A 21789-nucleotide genomic window follows, 5' to 3' on the forward strand; every position below is an offset into this window, starting at 1 on the left:
CCGAGCTGCACATGACTACTGAAATGCCCAATGCCCAGATTGACTGGGATGACCAAGGTCGCCCGCACTCGCGGGTGTTTGATGACGTGTACTTTTCCGACAAGTCGGGTCTCGAAGAAACACGCTATGTCTTTATCGAGCAGAACGCGTTGCGCGAACGTTTTGCCGCCCTGCCCGTTAATGGCCAACTGGTCATCGGCGAAACCGGTTTTGGGACCGGGCTGAATTTTTTGTGCGCCTGGCAGTTATTTGAGCAGACGGCTCACCCTGACGCCCGCCTGCACTTCATCAGCGTTGAAAAATACCCGCTGACCCGTGACGACTTGCAGCGCGCCCTCGCCCTCTGGCCCGAACTGGCGACGTGGAGCGAGCAACTGCTGGCCGCTTATTTCGCCATTCATCCGGGCTTTCAACACGTGAGCTTGGCCAATGGCCGAGTGACCCTCACGTTGTTGATCGGCGACGTGCTGGAGCAATTGCCGCAACTCGACGCACGTGTCGACGCATGGTTTCTGGACGGGTTCGCGCCAGCCAAAAACCCTGAGATGTGGACACCCCAACTGTTTGCCCAACTGGCGCGCCTTGCCGCCCCTGGATCAACCATCAGCACCTTTACCAGCACGGGCTGGGTGCGCCGGGCATTGAACGACGCGGGCTTCAAAATGCGTCGAACGCCGGGTATTGGTCACAAATGGGAAATTCTGCGTGGCAGCTTTATAGGCCTGCCAGAGCACGTACTCACTCCCACAGAAAGCAAACCCTGGTACGCCCGTCCACCCCAGATAGAAGGCGAGCGCAGAGCCTTGGTGATTGGTGGCGGATTGTCCGGCTGCGCAAGCGCCAACAGCTTGGCCAAACGCGGTTGGCACGTGTGTTTGCTGGAGCGCCATGAACGCTTAGCCAAGGAAGCGTCGGGGAACCCGCAAGGCGTGTTGTACATGAAGCTTTCGGCCCACGGCACGACATTGTCGCAACTGATTGTCAGCGGGTTCGGTTACACCCGTCGTCTGTTGGAGCAACTGCAACGCGGGCGTGACTGGGATGAGTGTGGCGTATTGCAACTAGGGTTCAATGCCAAGGAGGCTGAGCGTCAGGCGCAATTGGCAGCCGCCTTTCCACCCGCGCTGGTCCATTTGCTCGATCAGCCGCAAGCGCAAGCATTGGCGGGCGTCGAACTGGCACATGGCGGGTTGTTTTATCCCGAAGGTGGCTGGGTGCATCCCCCAGCGCTGTGCCAGTTCCAGGCCTTGCACCCAAATATTCAGGTGCTAACACACCATGACGTGCTGCAACTGCAACAGGTTGATGGCCAATGGCAGGCCATTCAGGGCGGGCAGGTCGTGGCAAGTGCGCCCGTGGTGATTCTGGCCGGGGCAGCTGAGGTCAAACGCTTCCCGGCGACCAGCGGCTTGCCGCTCAAGCGCATCCGCGGGCAAATCACCCAACTGGTAGAAACCCAAGCCAGCGCCGCGCTAAAAACAGTGGTCTGCGCCGAAGGCTACATCGCTCCCGGACGACTCGGCGAACACACCTTGGGCGCCAGCTTTGATTTCAATAATGAAGACCTGACCACCACGCCGGCCGGGCACCAGGGCAACCTTGACTTGCTGCAAGAAATATCTCCGGCGTTGGCGCAGCAATTAGGTCAAGAGCAACTCGACCCTGAAAGCCTCAGAGGCTGGGCCGCATTCCGCTGCACCAGCCCTGATTATTTGCCGATAGTCGGGCCGCTTTCTGACCCCGAAGCGTTCGCACAGGCCTACGCGGTGCTGCGCAAAGACGCCCGCCAGGTGCCGTCAACCGAGTGCCCGTGGCTGCACGGTTTGTACGTCAACAGTGGCCACGGCTCACGTGGACTGATTACTGCGCCGCTGTCCGGTGAACTGTTGGCGGCGTGGATCAATAACGATCCCCTGCCCTTGCCGATAGCGGTGGCCCAAGCCTGTCATCCCAATCGCTTTATGCTGCGCACACTGATCAAAGGTCTGTAGAGGGGGATGAAGGAGCCTTGCCTGCGCCGACCAACTCATTGGTTTTACTCAGGCACCAAGCATCTACCCTGGTATCCATCGTGTGGCGAATCCCGGTGACCCGGCTCAAATACCGAGCGCTGGACATTTCTGGCGAGCACTTCAGGAGCGTATTCAACTCGTCGTGAAAAGGCTCAGTAACGACCAGATAGTCGGCTTTGTCGCGCTCAATCAAATACGCTCTCCAGTAATCAAGTGAACTGATAAACGTGTTCAACTCAGAGGAGTTTTCACCACTAGTAACCTGAACGAGCGCGGTGTTCAGGTCCTCTGCGGAGACTCCTGCCAAAGCATTGAACATCATGCCTTGCGGTTGGCCTAGCAGGTCCAGGGGCCTGGCTAAGCCAACTCGGTACGCCAGATGCACTTCAAGCTCATCAGCGAAACCTGCACCGGTCGCCATCTGCAGCGTGTAGTGCTTAGAGGCGATTTTGGTGAGTTTATCCAGTCGGTACAAGCGCCTGCCCAGGTCAATTAAATCGCTGGCCTGACGCGCAGGGTCGATTGATACCCGAGCCAGCTCCATTTGTATTTCCAAGGCACTGAAACTCAAGGCCACGCTGTCGGTACAACTGCGTGGGGCCGCTGCGATGTCGATCAAATTTCTGCGCAAATCAGGATTTTCATTGGCTGCTTCTATTATTTCCCACACACGGCGACTCAGATCCTGACGCACACTCTGAGCATCCGCGGTGGTGGTTAATCGGCTGAGCACATTGAAGAAGTCTTCGCTATTGAGCTCAGCCTTCAGGGTATTCCACAGAAGCTCACGCCTGCTGCGCTCATGGCTGGTGATGCCTGCGGTCCAGAACTCAAAAGCGGCTGCCTCACTGAGCAGTTCTTCACTGTCAACCCCCATGGTGCTACCGCCTTGCATGACAAAGCGCGCCAAACGCAGCCTGCTGGAGGATGACAGCGGATTGTTCGATAACGTGACATTGCGGATGATCCTGGGGGATGCCTGAAAGATATCTTCGGGAATATCGGCAATCTGGTTTTGTCGAAGGTCCGCGGCTTCCAGCATTGGCCGGCTTGCAAGGCCTTCAGGCCACTGCTGGATCCAGGTACGGCGTAAATAGACGCGACGTAAATGGCCTAACGGATTGAGATTGAGTTCGGGGCCTAGAAAATTGTCGTTGAGATTAAGCACTTCCAGCGCGCCCAACCCCGTCAATATTGAATGGTTTCTGGCATTCATGAACAGCTCATTTTGAGCCATGGATAAATTGCGCAAATTGACCATGCTTTCCAATTGAGACGGTAAGTTGCTTATCTGGTTATTGTCCATTTCCAGCACTTCAACGGCGCTGAAATGCTCAAGAAACCCATCCACAGTGTTCTTACAATTCATATTGTTTAGCTTGAGTACCCGAATATGGGTGAAGTCAGCCATGACAGGCAATGCAGGAAAACTTCCAAGCCGTAAACCACTCAGGTTCAAGGTGCGGCCTTCGATACTGTCCGCCTGAGGGTAAAACGCGGGATGTCTGCGCCAAATACGGTCGATTATTCCGGCAGCCTGATATCGATCATCAGCACGATCAACGAGCGAATGCGCCAGAGGAATTTCTGAGGGCGTGGCGTCGATCCAGAATTGCAGGCAATTGCGCAATGCCATCCTTACGCGCTTGCGCTCGCGCAATGCCTGCAAAGGCTCAACCCCGCTCTCAACCAATATGTCGAGATAATCCCGCACCTGGTCCTGGCTGTACTCAGGAAACAATTCACGAACACGACGCTGTAAAGCACTGGAATGCCCGCCGGCGTCCAGGCCGCACAAGGGATAGCCGATTCGCCCGTCAGGCATCACGCTAGGTGGCTTAAAGCCTGGCTTTAACGGCTGCATCCCTAACACCTGGGCTGACTCTTGACGCGCATTAGCCGCCTGTGCGGCGATGGCTTCGTTAAAGGCTTCACGGCCCCTCAAAGCGTCAAGCCCCATGCGTTCACGCTCCAAGGCTGTCAATGATTGAAAAATGGCATCAGGCAGTGAGGCCGACGTTCCCGGCTCCAGGGTGTAAATCGACCCTCTTGGCTTATAGCGTAAAAAACCCTGCGCAGTTTTCACCAGCACTCGCGGGGCGATGAACACGCGATTGCCAAGACGGCGGGTGAGCGGACCTTGAAGCGAATCGGTGCGTACTTCCCACGGCACATCGGCCGGCCAACCCGGCAAGTGCTCCAAAAAGTGCAGCATTAATCGATCAGTATCCGCATTTGCCTGATCCTGTAAGTAAAACCCTTCGATAGCCCGATCCAGCCTGGCTTCGCGCAAGTAATGACGGGCTGTTTCGGCCATTTTCAGTGGGACTTTGACAGTACGTAAAACCTGGCGTTGCGCGGTATTGGCTGACTCAACCAGTGCCTGAGTCACGGCATGAGGTAAGCCGGGAAACGCCACTTCGATGGATTTGGCTTCGGGCGCGCGGGAGGCATTAAAGGCCTCGTAGAAACGCTCAAACACCGCCTTTCTGTTGTCCCGCACATAGCCTGCAAGCGTTTTAGCCAAGGCCGACGCAGGTTCCGCTGATTGCCTCAACTCATGATTCAGCAATGCTTTGCCTTCAGCACCTGGCAAAGCTGCGAGCACGGCCTCAAGTAGCTTGCCGTCATGTACGACAGCCGGAGTCAGGTTGATCTGCGAGGTTGTCGGCCACAGTGTGCTGCCGTAACGCGCCAACGTGTTGCCCGTTTCGTCTACCACCGCCAGGCATTTGCCAACGGGCCATTTCTCCAGGTAGGGCAACAGACTCATCTGCCAGTGCGCCCAGTGCGCAGCATTGTATCGGGGAGTACTCATCTGTTCGACAAGCGCCGTCAACGTCCGGTCGATTTCGAAGCGCTTGAGGGTGATTGCCAGTAAAGGGGGTGGCAACAGGTTTTCCAGGTGCACGCGACGCATGACCTCCTCACTGGTATGGGTCAACTGGCGAATGTGCTCCAGGGTTCGCTCATCAAGTGTGGCCGCCGCGCCCCCCAACCTGCCCAATAAGGTCGCGCTGCCTTGCCACTCCAACGGCCGTTCATGAGCATGCTGCCAGGCTGCGTCTCCGTTATGCAGCAACGCGGGCTTAAAAGCCTGTGGTCTGCGCACGTGGGAGATGCGCCACTGCCCCAGCGCACTGTCAAACTCAACGGGGTAATGCTTTGCATCAACCGTGATGTGCTGCTTTGCATCGTGGGTGAAAAAACCCCGCGAGTCGGCCCTGTAGAGGTGCGCGTGGGCGGTCGGGCTCTCATAGTGTTCAAGATTGCGGTTCCACAGCCGGACAGCGTCGTCCTCACGCTTTATGGTTTCAAAACCTTCGAAGTGAACCCGGGTGGCCTGACTCAAACGGCTCGCCGCTTCTTTGACTACGGCAGCGCCCACCACCACCGCCACATTGACGGCTATATCCCTGGCGACATTCAGCAGGTGTTCTCGTGCATGATCGGTGTCGCCATGCGTCCAGTCTTCTACCCCTTCGTAAACCTCCTTGAGCATGTCACCAATAGCCACCGCAAGCATCACATCGCCCAAAACCGGAACAAACAGCGCCGCAGCATTGATCAGCAACAAGCCGACCCCTTTGTACAACTGCCAGCGCTCTTCGCGCAGGCGCTCATCCAGCACACCGGTCGGAACCGCCAGCAGTTGAGCATCGGCAAACATGTTCTTGAGTTGAACCGCACACAAGTAATGAGCCGCGCTGTGGCTTAAAACATTTGCCGTCAAACTCAAATGCACCGGGTGCTCCTTAAGCTTTTTGACAAAAGTTGCGCGCACACTCAACGCGATAAACCTTGAGAAAAAACTGACGTAGTCCGGATTCTGGAGACGTTGTCTCAACTCGTCTGAAAACCCCTGCAGAGAACTGAACTCAAAAAAAGGAGCCACTGGATCATTGGGAATATAAGCAATCAGCCGGTTACCCGGATGCAGCAACAACGTATCAGATGAAAAAATCACCACCCCATCAATGACCGTATCGAGCAGATTGATTGAACTGAGAACAACGGGCTTGCCATCGAGTCTGGCCGAGGCTGCGGACGCTGTTGGCGAAGGTACGACCAACACAGCAACAAGCGCCTTATAAGAGGTGTCGTCGATATTGTTCTTAAGGAATGCGATATGTGCATCCACCTGCATGTCATAGGTTTTCAGCAATCTGAGATTTGACTCGGTCGCCAACTGGGTCGCACTCGGGCTCGACTCCCCCGTAGCTGCCACCCCGAGAAACGTCTGTAGATACGTTTGATATTGGGCTCCCAGATCCAGCTTTCGACACACCGCCGCAAAATAATGAGGCCTGAGTGGACTCAAGTGCTCGGGATGACCGTCCAGGCGGATATGACTCCGGGCATGGAAACCATGGGCAAGGACTTCATCGGCGGAAAAATTTTGCAATGCTGCCCATAGCAATGACTTGGGCTCGTCATGCTCCAGCCGATGACGCACCGTGGTTAACAGCGTGTCATCGGTGATCAGGCGCTCATGTACCACCGCCAATTGGTCATGGTGGATATCAAGTCGCAGCGCAAACTCACGCTTGAGCTCTGCCTCCAGCACTGCACCGCAGTACGACTCGATGCTTTGCAACTGGCTAAATTTTTTGCCGACCTGTTCATGGTAAGCGCGGCTTTGGGCCATGGCTGCATTCAGGGCATCAATAACGCCAGGGTCAGCGTCCACCAGCCATTTGGGCATGTGGCTGTAGACCAGCTCCAGAGGTTCAAGATCGCTGAGCGTGGCGTCGCGTGCATTGAGCGGGGGCCTGCCGGGAATGGGTGTCATATCAGGTCTTCTATAGGTCGATGTGGAAGCGAGCCCCTAACCTAACGCTGCGAAACCCAGCCGATGACATAGATAAATATGACCGTTGCACTCAATGACCATCTGTAATTTTTTTTGAACAATCACGCCTTGAGTGACTCGATAAACCACGGTCATTCATCGCGGCACGTGGCTCTTTAGCTTCGTTCCGTTCGGGCTGGCGATGCACACAATGCGGCATCGCTCTTTAAAACCGGGCCCAAGCGCTACCTGGCGCGCCGCAATCGCGCCGAGTCATACCGGTAGCAACACATGCGCAAAAACCAAGGATTTACACACCATGTGCGGATTAGCTGGCGAGTTACGTTTTGATCATCAACCTGCCGATTTGGCAGCCATCGAACGCATCACCCACCACCTCGCTCCACGTGGCCCCGATGCCTGGGGTTTTCATAGCCAAGGGCCGATAGCCCTAGGCCACCGGCGACTGAAGATCATGGATTTGTCCGATGGCTCGGCGCAGCCCATGATTGATAACACGTTGGGGCTTTCACTGGCCTTCAATGGGGCGATTTATAACTTCCCCGAATTAAGGACCGAACTCGAAAGCCTCGGTTATACCTTCTACTCCGACGGCGATACCGAAGTGATCCTCAAGGGTTATCACGCGTGGGGCGAAGCGCTGCTGCCCAGGCTCAATGGCATGTTTGCCTTCGCCATCTGGGAGCGCGATGCCAAGCGCCTGTTTATTGCCCGAGACCGTTTGGGCGTTAAACCGTTGTACCTGTCGCGGACCGGCGAGCGTTTGCGCTTTGCTTCAACCTTGCCCGCGCTACTCAAGGGTGGCGACATCAACCCGATGCTCGACCCGGTAGCCCTCAATCATTACCTGAACTTCCACGCCGTGGTGCCCGCGCCACGTACTCTGGTTGCTGGGATTGAAAAACTCGCACCCGCCACGTGGTTACGCATCGACGCCAACGGTCACACCGAGCAAAAAACTTGGTGGACCCTGCCATACGGCCCAAATGCGGACGAAATGAATCTGACTCTGGAAGACTGGCGCGACCGCGTACTCGACAGCACCCGCGAAGCCGTGGCGATTCGCCAACGTGCGGCGGTGGATGTCGGTGTACTGCTTTCCGGCGGGGTAGACTCCAGCCTGCTGGTCGGCCTGCTACGCGACGTTGGCGTACACGATCTGTCGACCTTTTCGATCGGTTTTGAAGACGCAGGTGGCGAGCGCGGCGATGAATTCCAGTATTCGGACCTGATTGCCCACCATTACGGCACCCGTCATCACCAATTGCGTATTGGCGAACACGAAATCATCGAGCAACTGCCTGCGGCCTTCCGGGCCATGAGCGAGCCGATGGTCAGCCACGATTGCATCGCGTTTTACTTGTTGTCACGTGAAGTGGCTAAACATTGCAAAGTGGTACAAAGCGGCCAGGGCGCTGACGAGCTGTTTGCCGGGTATCACTGGTACCCGCAGGTTGACGGCGCCAACGACCCATATGCCGCCTATCGCGAAGCGTTTTTTGATCGCAGTTATGCCGAATACCAAGCCACTGTTCAGCCTCAATGGCTAACCGCCAATGACGCCGCAGGCGATTTTGTGCGCGAACATTTTGCCCAGCCCGGCGCTACGGATGGCGTGGACAAGGCGCTGCGCCTGGACAGCACGGTGATGCTGGTCGATGACCCGGTCAAGCGGGTCGACAATATGACCATGGCCTGGGGCCTTGAGGCCCGTACGCCGTTTCTTGATTACCGACTGGCTGAGCTGTCAGCGCGAATTCCGGCCCGCTTCAAACTGCCTGATGGCGGTAAACACGTGCTCAAAGAAGCGGCACGCCTGGTAATCCCTAGCGAAGTCATCGACCGCAAAAAAGGTTACTTCCCGGTACCGGGCCTTAAGCATCTGCAAGGCAACACCCTCAATTGGGTTCGCGACCTGTTGCTCGATCCAAGCCAGGATCGTGGACTGTTTCAACCTGCGATGCTCGACCGCTTGTTGAGCAACCCGCAAAGCCAACTGACGCCCTTGAACGGATCCAAGCTATGGCAACTGGCTGCGCTGAATCTGTGGCTGAGCGAACAAGGAATCTAAACCATGAAACCCCTTGCTACGGCTTACAGCCAACGCCTGATACGTGGTCAAACGCCCTCTTATGAGCGCTTGCAAGCACGCCTTGCCGAAGATGGCGGCGAACTCGGCACCACCCCAGCCGCCGTGCACTGTGGCTGGGGTCGAGTGCTGATCGGGCATACCTTTCCCGATCCGGTCAGCTTGGCGAACGAGCTGCTAAACGAGCAAACCGGTGAGCGTGACATCGCGCTGTACGTCGCTGCGCCCCAGCAAGTCTTGGCCCAATCACCGCAACAGTTGTTTCTCGACCCCTCGGACACGTTGCGTCTGTGGTTTACCGATTACCGCCCGGCGACCCGGGTGTTTCGCGGCTTCCGCATTCGTCGTGTACAGAGTGAAACCGACTGGAACGCGGTCAATACGCTGTATCAGGCCCGCAACATGCTGCCGGTCGACCCAGCATTGCTCACGGTGCGGCACAAGGGCGGCCCGGTGTACTGGCTGGCCGAAGACGAGGACAGCGGCGCAGTGATTGGTAGCGTGATGGGTTTGAATCATCACACCGCTTTTCATGATCCTGAGAACGGCAGCAGCCTGTGGTGCCTGGCCGTTGACCCGCAATGCTCACGCCCAGGCGTGGGCGAAGTGTTGGTGCGGCACTTGATCGAGCACTTTATGAGCCGAGGCTTGAGTTACCTCGACTTGTCGGTGCTGCATGACAACCTGCAAGCGAAAAGTCTTTACAACAAACTGGGTTTTCGCACGTTGTCGACGTTTGCCATTAAACGTAAAAACGGCATCAATCAGCCGCTATTTCTAGGCCCTGGCCCGCAGGCAGGGCTTAATCCCTACGCGCGGATTCTGGTTGAAGAGGCTTATAAGCGCGGGATTGATGTGCATATCGATGACGCAAGCGCGGGGCTGTTCACACTTAACCACGGCGGTCGGCGCATTCGTTGCCGCGAATCGCTGAGCGACCTGACCAGCGCCATCAGCATGAGCCTGTGCCAAGACAAAAGCCTGACCCACAGCGTGTTGAGCAGTGCGGGCTTAAACGTGCCGACGCAACAACGCGCGGGCAATGCCGATGACAACCTAGCGTTTCTGGAAGAGCACGTGCGAGTGGTGGTCAAACCACTGGATGGCGAACAAGGCAATGGCGTGGCCGTCGACTTGCAAACCACTGAGCACGTGCAAGAAGCGATCAAAGCAGCCCAAGCCTTTGACAGCCGGGTGCTACTCGAAAGCTTTCACGAAGGTCACGATCTACGGATCGTCGTGATTGGTTTTGAAGTCGTTGCGGCTGCCATACGCCGCCCGGCGCAGGTGATCGGCGATGGTCAACACAACGTACAGCAATTGATCGAAGCCCAAAGCCGTCGTCGCCAAGCGGCCACACAGGGCGAAAGCCGCATCCCACTTGACGCCGAAACCCTGCGTACTGTGCAGGCAGCGGGCTATGAGTACGACAGCGTTCTGCCCGCTGGCCAATTACTGGACGTGCGCCGCACCGCTAACTTGCACACGGGCGGCTGCCTTGAAGACGTTACGGCAATCCTCCATCCGGTACTGGCCGATGCGGCGATTCGCGCTGCCCGTGCGCTGGATATTCCGGTGGTTGGGCTGGACATGATGGTGCCTGCCGCCGATCAACCCGATTACGTCTTTATCGAAGCTAACGAGCGTGCAGGCTTGGCCAATCATGAACCCCAACCCACCGCCGAGCGCTTTATAGACTTGTTATTCCCTCACAGTCAGCCCGCGCCCTGAACGGCCGGCGCTGAACGTCCATCCTCCCGCGTGTCATGCGCAATTAGGCGCGCGGGGCCTCAGGAGCTTTTATGAAACAGACCTTGCCTGAACCCGACCTCGACTACCTGCAACGGGTACTGCTGGAAATGCTCGCCATCCCCAGCCCGACCGGCTTTACCGACACCATCGTGCGCTATGTTGCCGAGCGCCTGGACGAATTGGGCATTCCGTTCGAACTGACACGACGCGGCACCTTGCGCGCCACACTCAAAGGCCAGCAAAGCAGCCCGGATCGCGCTGTTTCTGCGCACTTAGACACCATTGGCGCCAGCGTGCGGGCGATCAAAGACAACGGCCGGTTGGTGCTGGCGCCAGTGGGTTGCTGGTCAAGCCGTTTTGCCGAAGGCAGTCGAGTCAGTTTGTTTACTGACACCGGCGTGATTCGCGGAAGCGTGTTGCCATTAATGGCTTCAGGCCATGCGTTCAACACGGGCGTAGACGAATTACCGGTGAGCTGGGACCACATCGAATTGCGCCTAGACGCTTACTGCGCCACCCGTGCGGACTGCGACTCGCTGGGGGTCAACATTGGCGACTTCGTCGCGTTCGACCCCTTGCCTGAATTTACCGAAAGCGGGCATATCAGCGCACGGCACTTAGACGACAAGGCTGGTGTGGCGGCGTTACTCGCGGCGCTCAAAGCCATCGTTGACAGCGGTGAGCAGCCGCTGATCGACTGCCACCCGTTGTTCACCATCACAGAAGAGACCGGCAGCGGCGCGGCGGCTGCATTGCCGTGGGATGTGAGTGAGTTTGTCGGGATTGATATTGCGCCCGTAGCCGAGGGCCAGCATTCCAGTGAACATGCGGTCAGTGTGGCGATGCAGGATTCGGGTGGCCCGTATGACTATCATTTGTCACGGCACCTGTTGGGGTTGGCCACCCACAACGACATACCGGTACGCCGCGATATGTTCCGTTACTACTTCAGTGATGCGCATTCAGCCGTCACGGCGGGGCACGACATTCGCTGTGCCTTGCTGGCATTTGGTTGCGACGCGACCCACGGCTATGAGCGCACACACATTGATAGCCTGGCGGGGTTGAGCCGTTTATTGAGTGCTTACCTGCTGAGTCCGCCGGTTTTTGCCAGCGACGCCCAACCGGCGCAAGGCTCACTGGACCGTTTTAGTCACCAGTTGGAGCACGATGCCCAAATGGAAAGCGATACCCGCGTACCGTCGGTCGACAGCCTGGTGGGGGAAAACAGGGGCTGAAAATAATCTGTAGGAGCTCGTCTCGCGATCTTTTAAACAATCAAAAGATCGCGAGACAATCGAACGTCGACCGGCTGCTCCTACAGTGTTCTTGCCGCGCCGTTAAACCTGCGATTGAGCGCCTTCAAACCACGCCAGCTTCTCACGAAGCAACACCACTTCGCCTACGATCACCAAGGTCGGGGCATGCACTTCGTGCTCCGCAACCAACGTTGGCAAATCCTTCAACGTGCCGGTAAAGACGCGCTGATTCGACGTAGTACCTTGCTGAATCAAGGCTGCCGGGGTATCCGCCGAACGACCATGAGCAATCAATTGCTCGCAGATAATCGGCAAGCCGATCAGGCCCATGTAGAACACCAACGTTTGCGCCGGAGCAACCAAGTCGTTCCACGGCAAATTGCTGGTGCCATCCTTCAAGTGCCCGGTCACAAAACGCACGGACTGCGCATAATCGCGGTGCGTCAACGGGATCCCAGCGTAAGCCGCGCAACCACTGGCAGCGGTAATGCCCGGCACTACCTGGAATGGAATCCCGTGGGCGGCAAGTTCTTCGATTTCTTCGCCGCCACGACCAAAGATGAACGGATCTCCACCTTTTAGTCGCACTACGCGCTTGCCTTGTTTGGCCAAATCTACCAATTGCTGGTTGATCTGGTCTTGCGGCACCGCGTGATCAGCTCGACGTTTGCCCACATAGACGCGTTCAGCATCGCGACGGCACAGTTCCAGAATGGCCGGAGCCACCAAACGGTCGTACAGCACCACATCAGCCTGCTGCATTAGGCGCAGGGCACGAAAGGTCAGCAGGTCAGGATCACCCGGCCCGGCACCCACGAGGTACACCTCGCCGGTGGTCTGCGCCGCTTCGCCATTAATCTTGGCCAGCAGCAAACGCTCGGCTTCGGTGCCCTGCCCGGCCAGTTGACGTTCGGCAATCGGGCCTTGGAATACGTCTTCCCAGAAACCACGTCGTTGCTGCACATCCGGGAACAAGCCTTTGACCTGGGTCCGAAAGCGCGCGGCAAGGCCCGCCAACTGACCGTAGGTCGAAGGAATCCAGGTTTCGATCTTGGCGCGTATCAAGCGTGCCAGCACTGGCGCGTCACCACCGCTAGAGATAGCAATCACTAACGGTGAACGATCAACGATGGCTGGGAAGATCACGCTGCACAGCGCTGGCGCGTCCACTACGTTTACCGGCACGCAACGTCGATGGGCATCCGCAGACACTTGGGCGTTGAGCGGCTCATCGTCGGTGGCGGCGATGATCAGCCCGCACCCGTCAAGGTCGGCCTCAACATAACCACGCAACACCAGCTCACCACCGCTACTGTTTACCAACTCGCACAGCTGGGGCTCTACAGCAGGCGCAACCACCCGCAACACCGCGCCGGCATCGGCCAGCAGTCGAGATTTGCGCAAGGCAATCTCCCCACCACCGACCACCAGTACACGGCTGCCCCGCAGGTTATGAAACAGCGGCAGAAACTCCATTTAGCCGATGACCTCAATGCCGCCCATGTAAGGCTTGAGCACTTCAGGCACACGGATGGAACCATCTGCTTGCTGGTAGTTTTCCAACACAGCAACCAAGGTACGGCCTACAGCCAGACCTGAACCGTTGAGGGTATGAACCAGCTCAGGTTTGCCGGTTTCCGGGTTGCGGAAACGCGCTTGCATGCGACGGGCCTGGAAGTCACCACAGTTAGAGCACGACGAAATTTCGCGGTACTTGTCCTGGCTCGGGATCCACACTTCCAAGTCATAGGTTTTAACAGCGCTAAAACCCATGTCGCCGGTGCACAGCGCGAGTGTGCGATAAGGCAGTTCAAGCAGTTGCAGCACTTTTTCAGCGTTGCCCACCAGACCTTCTAGCGCGTCCATCGAGGTCGAAGGCTCGACGATCTGGACCATTTCAACTTTGTCGAACTGGTGCTGGCGAATCATGCCGCGTGTGTCACGGCCCGACGCACCGGCTTCGCTACGGAAGCATGGCGTGTGCGCCACGAATTTGATCGGCAGCGATTTGTGATCAACGATTTCGCCCGACACGATGTTGGTCAGCGACACTTCAGCCGTCGGAATCAAGTACAGATCGGCTTCGCCTTCGCGGCTGATCTTGAACAGGTCTTCTTCGAACTTAGGCAATTGGCCAGTACCCTGGAGCGCAGGCGCCTGTACCAGGTAAGGCGTGTAAGCCTCTTCGTAGCCGTGTTCGTTGATGTGCAGGTTGATCATGAACTGTGCCAAAGCACGGTGCAGACGAGCGATCGGTCCACGCAGCAAGGCAAAACGGGCGCCGGACAGCTTGGCGGCGGTTTCAAAGTCCAGCCAGCCGTATTGCTCGCCCAGCGCGACGTGGTCCTTGATCTCGAAATCAAAGGCTGTAGGCGTGCCCCAACGACGAATTTCGACGTTGTCGTCTTCGTCTGCACCGACCGGCACCGATTCGTGTGGCAGGTTCGGCAAGCTCAATAGAATCGAGTCCAACTCGGTCTGGATCGCGTCCAGTTCAACCTTGCCATTGGCCAAGTCGCTGCCCATGGTTTCAACGCTGGCCATCAGTGGCGCGATATCTTCGCCGCGCGCCTTGGCCTGACCAATGCTTTTGGAGATGGCATTGCGCTCAGCCTGCAGGCGCTCGGTCAGGGTCTGAACTTCTTTACGCTTGGCTTCCAGCGCGTCGATGCGCGCCACGTCCAGCTTAAAGCCACGGGATGCCAGGCGATCCGCTACGTCCTGAAGGTTGGTACGTAACAGTTTGGAATCGAGCATGTCGGTTTCTCGTTTATCAAAGTTTGGTCAGGGACAGGCCAGCCCAGGTCGCGAGCAGCCCGCCGAATACACTGAGGGCCGCATAGCCCAGTGCCAATGGCACTTGCCCGCTTTCAAGCAGGCGCACCGTATCCAGTGAAAAGGATGAAAAAGTAGTCAAGCCACCCAGGAAACCAACCATCAGTCCGGCACGGACTTCAATCGGTACTTCTGGACGGATCAAAAAAAGTCCGTAAAGGACGCCAATCAGCAGGCAGCCCACGATATTAACGGCCAATGTCGCGGTATAGAAGTGCTTTGGCCAATTGGCGTTGATCCAATTACCCGTAGCGAATCGCAATAATGTGCCTGCTATACCGCCGACCGACACCGCAGCGATCAAGGGAATCACGGTTTTCTCCGCTGCCGCGGGCTAGCTTGGTCCAATGCGGCCAAGTGCTTAAGCTTCTCGCCGATCTTAAGCTCCAGCCCACGCGGCACAGGCTGATAGAGCTGCAACGGCTCAAGTTCGTCGGGGTAGTAGTCTTCACCCGCGGCATACGCATCGGGTTCATCGTGGGCGTAGCGGTACTCATCGCCATACCCCAATTGCTTCATGAGCTTGGTCGGCGCGTTACGCAAATGTAACGGAACTTCCAACGAACCGTACTCGGCAGCACTGCGCAATGCCGCCTTGAAGCCCATATACACCGCGTTGCTTTTCGGCGCACAGGCCAGGTAAGTGATGGCCTGGGCCACGGCCAACTCGCCTTCGGGGCTGCCGAGCCGCTCTTGCACGTCCCAGGCCGAGAGGCACAGGCTCAAGGCACGCGGATCAGCGTTGCCGATGTCTTCACTGGCCATGCGCACCACCCGGCGAGCGATGTACAGCGGGTCGCAACCGCCATCAATCATCCGCGCAAACCAGTACAGCGCACCGTCCGGGTTGGAGCCACGCACCGATTTGTGCAAGGCCGAAATTTGGTCGTAAAACGCCTCACCGCCTTTGTCGAAGCGCCTCTGGGTATCGCCCAGCAAGTCATGCAGCAGGTCGACGCCGATTTCACTGTGGTCTTCCGCCAGGTCAGAGGCGTTTTCCAGCAGGTTGAGCAAACGTCGGCCATCACCATCAGCGGCCCTGAGCAACGTTTGGAAACCCTCATCGCCCAAGGTTAGGCCTCGCTTGCCTAGGCCTTTGTCTTCGGTCAACGCCCGGTGTACCAACTTGTGCAACGCCGTCTCGTCGAGGCTTTTAAGCACGTACACCCGCGCCCGCGACAACAGGGCGTTGTTGAGTTCAAAGGAGGGGTTTTCGGTGGTCGCGCCGATAAAAATCAGGGTACCGTCTTCAACGTAGGGCAAGAACGCATCTTGCTGCGACTTGTTGAAGCGGTGCACTTCGTCGACAAACAGGATGGTCCGTCGCCCGTATTGACCGGCTTGCTGCTTGGCGATTTCAACCGCCTGACGGATTTCCTTGACCCCGGCGAGGACCGCCGAGACCGTTTCAAAATGCGCATCCGACACTTCTGCGAGCAATCGTGCCAAGGTGGTTTTACCCACCCCCGGCGGGCCCCAGAAGATCATCGAATGCAACGCGCCCTGCTCCAGCGCTTCACGCAGTGGCTTGCCCCGGGCAAGTAAGTGTTCTTGACCGACGTACTCATCCAGATTGGCTGCACGCAAACGGGCAGCCAAGGGTTGGGCAATCGGGGCACTTCGAAACAGATCCATAGCAGCGTTTGAAACCTCGTCCAGGGCTTATTCCTGGATGACATCAGCCCCTTTCGGGATATCGAACTTGAATTTGGACGCAGGGATCGGCACGTTGGCCTTGACCCCGGTGAACAGCAGGTCAGTACGCTGACCCACGCTATCAACCAAACGCATGTTATTGATCAAACCCTTGTTAAACGACAGGTTCAGCGAGTCAAACAGGGTGTCTTTGGTCTTGGGCTTGAGAGTGAAGTCCATCACATCACCAGCCTGTTTGGAGGTAATGTCAAAACTTTCGCTGATTTTTGATACATCACCCGAGAGCAGCAAGGCCGGGGTCTGAGTCAGGCGCTGGTCAAGCTTCTTGATGGTGACCTGCTCAAGGTCCGGGTCCCACAAGGTGACCTTCTGGCCATCGGAAACCATGGTCTGCTCATTCGGCGCATCAGTGTGCCAGTAGAACCGCCCCGGACGCTGCAAGGCCATTTGCCCTTTAGTGTCTTGGAGCTGAGTCCCGCCGCCATCCAGGGTCAACTGAGAAAAATCGGCCGTCAACGTTTCCGACCGTTCCAGAAGGCTGGTCAGGCTCTGTACATCCGCGGGAGCGGAACTGGCGGAAAAGGCAGTTAACGCCAAAACCGGTAGCAACAACATGCTGACAAGACGCATGGAAATCCTCATTGATTAGTTAAACCCTGCTTGCAGATTACCTGCGAGCAGATCAGTCGCGTATTGGAGCTGGCGCCAGCACTTCGCGGGAGCCGTTAGTGTTCATCGAGGTCACAACCCCGGCCATTTCCATGGACTCGATCATACGCGCAGCGCGGTTGTAGCCGATCTTCAGTTTGCGTTGAACCGCAGAGATCGAAGCACGGCGGCTTTCAAGTACAAATTGGACGGCTTCGTCATACAGCGCATCAGTTTCAGCGTCGTCGCCGCCTTCACTGCTGCCGCCGTCAAAGCCACTGCCCGGCTCTTCAACGCCCGCTAGGATGTCTTCGTTGTAGTCCGGCGTGCCACGCAGCTTCCAGGCCTCAACCACACGGTGGACCTCATCGTCCGAAACGAACGCGCCGTGTACCCGAATGGGCAGGCTGGTGCCGGGCGGCATGTAGAGCATGTCACCGTGACCGAGCAATTGTTCAGCGCCGCCTTGGTCGATGATGGTCCGTGAGTCAATTTTGCTCGATACCTGGAACGCCATACGGGTCGGAATGTTGGCCTTGATCAGGCCGGTAATCACATCCACCGAGGGACGCTGGGTCGCGAGGATCAAGTGAATCCCTGCGGCCCGCGCCTTCTGGGCGATACGGGCGATCAGTTCTTCAACCTTCTTGCCGACGATCATCATCATGTCGGCAAATTCGTCGACCACCACCACGATGGTCGGCAACTTAGTCAGTAGCGGCGCTTCGTCATGAATGCTTTCGCGCTTGTACAGCGGGTCACTTATCGGCTCGCCAGCAGCCTCGGCGTCTTTGATCTTCTGGTTGAAGCCCGCCAGGTTACGCACGCCCATCTTCGCCATCAGTTTGTATCGGCGCTCCATCTCGGCAACGCTCCAGCGCAGGGCGTTGGCCGCGTCCTTCATGTCAGTCACGACGGGGCACAGCAAATGCGGAATGCCTTCGTAGATCGACAGCTCAAGCATTTTCGGGTCGATCATGATCAGCTTGGCGTCTTCCGGCCCAGACTTGAACAAAATCGACAGGATCATGGCGTTAACGCCTACCGACTTACCGGAACCGGTGGTACCGGCGACCAGCAAGTGCGGCATTTTCGCCAAGTCGGTGATGACCGGCTTGCCGCCAATATCATGGCCAAGGGCCAATGTCACTGGCGACTTGGCGTCATCAAACTCAGGTGTCGACAACACCTCGGAGAAGCGCACGATCTGGCGATCTTCGTTGGGGATCTCGATACCCACAGTGGTTTTGCCGGGGATCACTTCAACCACCCGCACGCTAGTCACGGCCAGCGAGCGTGCCAAGTCTTTGGCGAGGTTAGCGATACGGCTGACCTTCACCCCGGCAGCCGGCTGAATTTCGTAACGGGTAATCACCGGGCCAGGATGGATCGAGTCAACGGTCACCTCGACCCCGAACTCCTTGAGCTTGATTTCGAGCAAGTGGCCAACGGCCGCTAGGGATTCAGGAGAGTAATTAAGTTGTTTCTTCTCAGCGGGGTCAAGAATCGAAATCGGCGGCAAAGTGCCTTCAACTGCACTGTCGACAAACAGCGGGGCCTGCTTCTCTTTCTGCACGCGCTTGCTTGGCTCAGGCGCTTTGGCCTGCACGGGAGTGATCACTGCCGGGACGTGCTTTTCACGGTCGGACATGTGCTTGGTCAAAGCGTGCTCGCGTTCGATCAGGCGTTCTTTAACCTTGGCCTGCTCGCGCTTGTCGGAAACGCTTGGGGCGACGACTTCGTTGACACGGGTATCGACCTCGCGCAATTGAGCAACCAGTTGCTTGCGCTCATTGCGCTCCGACCACCAACGATTGGCTGCACCCTGGATCAGCTCAAACAAGTCGAGGGTAATTTTGCCGGTCACATCCATGACCTTGAACCACGACAAATCGGTAAATATCGTCAAGCCAAACAGGAACAAGGCAATCAGAAGTAAGGTGCTGCCTTGGATATTCAGGGCGTTTTTCGCCAAATCTCCCAGGCTTTCACCCAATGCACCGCCAGCACCTGCGGGCAAACCACTGGCTGAGTGGAAGTGAAGGTGCGCCAAGGCTGCACCCGAAATGACCAGAAACACCAGACCCACCAGACGCCACGAAAACAGCAGGCCGCTCCACTGCCAAGGCTGATGCCGCTCGCGGAAGATCTGAAACGCCTTGATCGCCAGCAACAGCGGAAAGATGTAGGCAAAATAGCCCAGCACCATGAACAGAATGTCCGCGCTGTAGGAGCCTGCAGGCCCGCCGAAGTTCTGCACGTCCACAACGCGGCTGTTATGGCTCCAGCCGGGATCGTCCTTACCATAGGTGAGCAAGGCCATCATCAGAAACAGGCATAAAGCGCCAATAGCAAGCAGTGCACCTTCCTTGAGCCGGTAGTGCAGTTGCTGACGCCAGAGTGGAACTGTTTTAGGTGCTGCTGTGGATTTCTTCAAAACGCGTCTTTTCCTGCGCCTGTGGCGCGCCCAACTATTGATTGACTGCAAAATACTGCTCAAATCGAGCAGGTGACAAGTTCAGAGATGAAACTGGACTAGCCTTGCACACAGCCTTGTAATATGACTCGCACTCCATGACCAGCCCGCCATGAATTACGATAAGTGTTGTGCAGTTTAGAACAGCTCAAACAGGCGGGCCATTGTACGGGTTTCAGCCGTTGATGCCATGCTGGCGCCTGCGGCGATTGGTTACGCCTAGTTCTGGCCCGAGAGCCGCCAATTTGAGCATGCATTGCCTTTTGTGACAAAGACTTATACCACTGTCAAAACAGCCACGGGCCAGATCGACTAAGACCGCATTAGCGCGACAGAGTTGCAGCCACCCCTCCCTCTTCTGTAAGACTGACTGCCATGCTGACCTGGTTAAAACGCGACACCCTGACATTCCCCCCGCTGACAAAGGCCATGCGCGAGCCCAACGGGCTGCTGGCGGCGGGTGGAGACCTGTCGGCAGATCGCCTAATCCAGGCCTATCGCCATGGCTGCTTCCCGTGGTTTTCCGAGGGCCAGCCGATTCTTTGGTGGTCGCCCGACCCGCGCACAGTGCTGCTCCCCGAAGAACTGCACGTCTCTCGCAGCCTGGGTAAATTGTTACGCCAGCAACGTTACCAAGTGAGTTTTGACTGTGACTTTGCGAGGGTCATTCAAGCCTGCGCCGCACCGCGCAGCTATGCGGATGGCACTTGGATTACCGATGAAATGCAAAATGCCTACATCGAGCTGCACGCTCGCGGGCATGCCCACTCGGTTGAGGTCTGGGACAACGGCGAACTGGTGGGAGGCCTGTATGGCTTGGCGATGGGCCAGCTATTCTTTGGCGAGTCCATGTTCAGTCGTGCAGACAATGCCTCGAAGTTTGGCTTTGCAACACTGGTCAAGCAGTTGAAGGCTTGGGGATTTGTGCTAATTGACTGCCAAATGCCAACCAGCCATCTCGAAAGTCTGGGTGCGCGCTCAATTTCACGCCAGCAATTCGCCGATTACCTACAAAAACATCTGGATCAGCCTACAACCGCGCAATGGGTTTTATAGGCGAGTTTTTCTAGCTGGCTTACACTTAATTCAAAGATTTCCCGAGGGCCAATCATGACCGAGCTGGCGCGCTTGAAGTTTTATGCCACTCAACCTCACGCTTGCAGCTACCTGCCCGAAGAACAGGCCACTACGCTGTTCCTCGACCCCAGCCAGCCGATGGACGTGCAGGTCTATGCTGACTTGTCCGATATGGGCTTTCGGCGCAGTGGCGACCATCTGTACCGGCCACACTGCCTCAAATGCGACGCGTGCACCCCTGCGCGCATACCTGTGGCGCTGTTTACTCCCAACCGTCAGCAAAAACGTATTTTCAAGCGCAATGCTGACTTGCACGTGCAAGCCGCCAAGCCAAGTTTCAGCGACGAATATTTTGATCTCTACCAACGCTATATCGAGCAACGGCATGCTGATGGCGACATGTTTCCTCCAAGCCGCGATCAATTTTCAACTTTTTTAGTGCGCGACCTACCGTTCTCGACATTCTACGAATTTCGCCTCAATGGACGCTTGCTGGCAGTGGCCGTCACCGACGTTTTGCCTAACGGATTATCGGCGGTTTACACCTTCTACGAACCTGCCGAAGAGCGCCGCAGTCTGGGGCGCTACGGCATTCTGTGGCAGATCGCTGAAGCCAGTCGTTTGGGGCTGGGGGCGCTGTACCTAGGCTACTGGATCAAGAACTGCAAAAAGATGAATTACAAGACCGAATACAGGCCCATTGAGCTGCTTATTAATCAGAGATGGAGCACTCTTAACTGAACCCCTTGGCTTAAACCCCACTTTTCGGGCACAATGCACGCCGCTTTTGCCTGGCGCAGTTGCACCGGGCCATTCATTGGACACCGAGGGCTTTACTGCATGTCGAAAGAAGACAGCTTCGAAATGGAAGGCACTGTCGTCGACACCCTGCCCAACACCATGTTTCGTGTGGAGTTGGAAAATGGGCACGTCGTAACCGCGCATATTTCCGGCAAGATGCGCAAGAACTACATTCGTATTCTTACCGGTGACAAAGTGCGCGTCGAGCTGACGCCCTATGACTTGAGCAAAGGGCGCATCACTTACCGCGCTCGTTAATCAAGCGAAGCTTGAGCGGCAAGCGGCAAGCTTGAAGCTCTTGACTTGAAGCTTGAAGCTCACAACTTGAAGCTTGCGGCTGCTTAATCCCAGCCAACAAAAAAGCGCCATAA

At 56.9% G+C, this 21789-nt stretch carries 14 protein-coding genes; 7 read left to right on the forward strand and 7 right to left on the reverse strand.

The genetic code is table 11. From position 1 onward, the window contains the following. Positions 1-11 precede the first annotated feature (11 nt). Positions 12-1991: a bifunctional tRNA (5-methylaminomethyl-2-thiouridine)(34)-methyltransferase MnmD/FAD-dependent 5-carboxymethylaminomethyl-2-thiouridine(34) oxidoreductase MnmC gene (gene mnmC / locus B347_RS0123125; RefSeq protein ID WP_026014378.1), complete on the forward strand. Its 1980-nt coding sequence runs from the start codon at positions 12-14 to the stop codon at positions 1989-1991. On the opposite strand, the gene B347_RS0123130 is transcribed toward mnmC, so the two are convergent. Beyond that, the gene (locus B347_RS0123130) at positions 1978-6804 is read right to left on the reverse strand and encodes an NEL-type E3 ubiquitin ligase domain-containing protein (RefSeq protein ID WP_019412072.1); all 4827 of its coding nucleotides are present in this window, start codon (positions 6802-6804) and stop codon (positions 1978-1980) included. The genes mnmC and B347_RS0123130 overlap by 14 nt on opposite strands. Positions 6805-7123: 319 nt before the next feature. On the opposite strand from B347_RS0123130, the gene B347_RS0123135 reads away from it, so the two are divergent. The 3 genes from B347_RS0123135 (at position 7124) to B347_RS0123145 (ending at position 11904) form a co-directional block, all read left to right on the forward strand. Beyond that, positions 7124-8896 (forward strand): N-acetylglutaminylglutamine amidotransferase, encoded by a 1773-nt coding sequence (locus B347_RS0123135; protein ID WP_019412073.1) that lies wholly within the window; start codon positions 7124-7126, stop codon positions 8894-8896. Between the two features lie 3 nt (positions 8897-8899). Next, entirely contained in the window at positions 8900-10645 is a 1746-nt protein-coding gene (gene ngg / locus B347_RS0123140) for an N-acetylglutaminylglutamine synthetase (protein ID WP_019412074.1), read from the forward strand. 71 nt (positions 10646-10716) lie between these two features. Next, positions 10717-11904: an osmoprotectant NAGGN system M42 family peptidase gene (locus B347_RS0123145; RefSeq protein WP_019412075.1), complete on the forward strand. Its 1188-nt coding sequence runs from the start codon at positions 10717-10719 to the stop codon at positions 11902-11904. 102 nt (positions 11905-12006) lie between these two features. Here the strand turns inward: B347_RS0123145 and cysG are convergent, their stop codons facing one another. Genes cysG through B347_RS0123175 form a run of 6 tightly spaced genes read right to left on the reverse strand, consistent with a single transcriptional unit; the run spans position 12007 to position 19501 of the window. After that, on the reverse strand, positions 12007-13401 hold the full coding sequence (cysG, locus tag B347_RS0123150; protein ID WP_019412076.1) for a siroheme synthase CysG: 1395 nt from the start codon (positions 13399-13401) through the stop codon (positions 12007-12009). Beyond that, positions 13402-14682, reverse strand: a complete 1281-nt coding sequence (gene serS, locus B347_RS0123155) for a serine--tRNA ligase (protein ID WP_019412077.1) — start codon at positions 14680-14682, stop codon at positions 13402-13404. A 16-nt stretch (positions 14683-14698) separates the two neighbouring features. Then, positions 14699-15073 carry a fluoride efflux transporter CrcB gene (crcB, locus tag B347_RS0123160; protein WP_019412078.1) on the reverse strand — a complete coding sequence of 125 codons (375 nt, stop codon included), beginning with the start codon at positions 15071-15073 and terminating at the stop codon, positions 14699-14701. Further along, positions 15070-16395 carry a replication-associated recombination protein A gene (locus B347_RS0123165; protein WP_019412079.1) on the reverse strand — a complete coding sequence of 442 codons (1326 nt, stop codon included), beginning with the start codon at positions 16393-16395 and terminating at the stop codon, positions 15070-15072. Before B347_RS0123165 ends, crcB begins: the two co-directional genes overlap by 4 nt. A 27-nt stretch (positions 16396-16422) precedes the next feature. Next, positions 16423-17046, reverse strand: coding sequence for an outer membrane lipoprotein chaperone LolA (lolA, locus tag B347_RS0123170; protein WP_019412080.1), 624 nt, complete (start codon positions 17044-17046; stop codon positions 16423-16425). Positions 17047-17098: 52 nt separating this feature from the next. Further along, a complete protein-coding gene (locus B347_RS0123175; protein WP_019412081.1) occupies positions 17099-19501 on the reverse strand; it encodes a DNA translocase FtsK in 2403 nt (800 codons plus the stop codon). A 414-nt stretch (positions 19502-19915) separates the two neighbouring features. On the opposite strand from B347_RS0123175, the gene aat reads away from it, so the two are divergent. The 3 genes from aat (at position 19916) to infA (ending at position 21676) form a co-directional block, all read left to right on the forward strand. Then, positions 19916-20596 (forward strand): leucyl/phenylalanyl-tRNA--protein transferase, encoded by a 681-nt coding sequence (gene aat, locus B347_RS0123180; RefSeq protein WP_019412082.1) that lies wholly within the window; start codon positions 19916-19918, stop codon positions 20594-20596. Positions 20597-20650: 54 nt separating this feature from the next. After that, the gene (locus B347_RS0123185; protein ID WP_019412083.1) at positions 20651-21358 is read left to right on the forward strand and encodes an arginyltransferase; all 708 of its coding nucleotides are present in this window, start codon (positions 20651-20653) and stop codon (positions 21356-21358) included. A gap of 99 nt (positions 21359-21457) precedes the next feature. Further along, entirely contained in the window at positions 21458-21676 is a 219-nt protein-coding gene (gene infA / locus B347_RS0123190; RefSeq protein ID WP_002553999.1) for a translation initiation factor IF-1, read from the forward strand. Positions 21677-21789 lie beyond the last annotated feature (113 nt).

Origin of the sequence: Pseudomonas psychrophila HA-4 (genome assembly GCF_000282975.1) — a bacterium.
Lineage (GTDB): Bacteria > Pseudomonadota > Gammaproteobacteria > Pseudomonadales > Pseudomonadaceae > Aquipseudomonas > Aquipseudomonas psychrophila_A.

Coding starts and splice junctions, on each gene's coding strand:
- serS (WP_019412077.1), bottom strand. CDS start 14,682: ATGCTCGATTCCAAACTGTTACGTACCAACCTTCAGGACGTAGCGGAT.
- ngg (WP_019412074.1), top strand. CDS start 8,900: ATGAAACCCCTTGCTACGGCTTACAGCCAACGCCTGATACGTGGTCAA.
- mnmC (WP_026014378.1), top strand. CDS start 12: ATGACTACTGAAATGCCCAATGCCCAGATTGACTGGGATGACCAAGGT.
- infA (WP_002553999.1), top strand. CDS start 21,458: ATGTCGAAAGAAGACAGCTTCGAAATGGAAGGCACTGTCGTCGACACC.
- B347_RS0123130 (WP_019412072.1), bottom strand. CDS start 6,804: ATGACACCCATTCCCGGCAGGCCCCCGCTCAATGCACGCGACGCCACG.
- B347_RS0123165 (WP_019412079.1), bottom strand. CDS start 16,395: ATGGATCTGTTTCGAAGTGCCCCGATTGCCCAACCCTTGGCTGCCCGT.
- lolA (WP_019412080.1), bottom strand. CDS start 17,046: ATGCGTCTTGTCAGCATGTTGTTGCTACCGGTTTTGGCGTTAACTGCC.
- B347_RS0123185 (WP_019412083.1), top strand. CDS start 20,651: ATGACCGAGCTGGCGCGCTTGAAGTTTTATGCCACTCAACCTCACGCT.
- cysG (WP_019412076.1), bottom strand. CDS start 13,401: ATGGAGTTTCTGCCGCTGTTTCATAACCTGCGGGGCAGCCGTGTACTG.
- B347_RS0123145 (WP_019412075.1), top strand. CDS start 10,717: ATGAAACAGACCTTGCCTGAACCCGACCTCGACTACCTGCAACGGGTA.
- B347_RS0123135 (WP_019412073.1), top strand. CDS start 7,124: ATGTGCGGATTAGCTGGCGAGTTACGTTTTGATCATCAACCTGCCGAT.
- aat (WP_019412082.1), top strand. CDS start 19,916: ATGCTGACCTGGTTAAAACGCGACACCCTGACATTCCCCCCGCTGACA.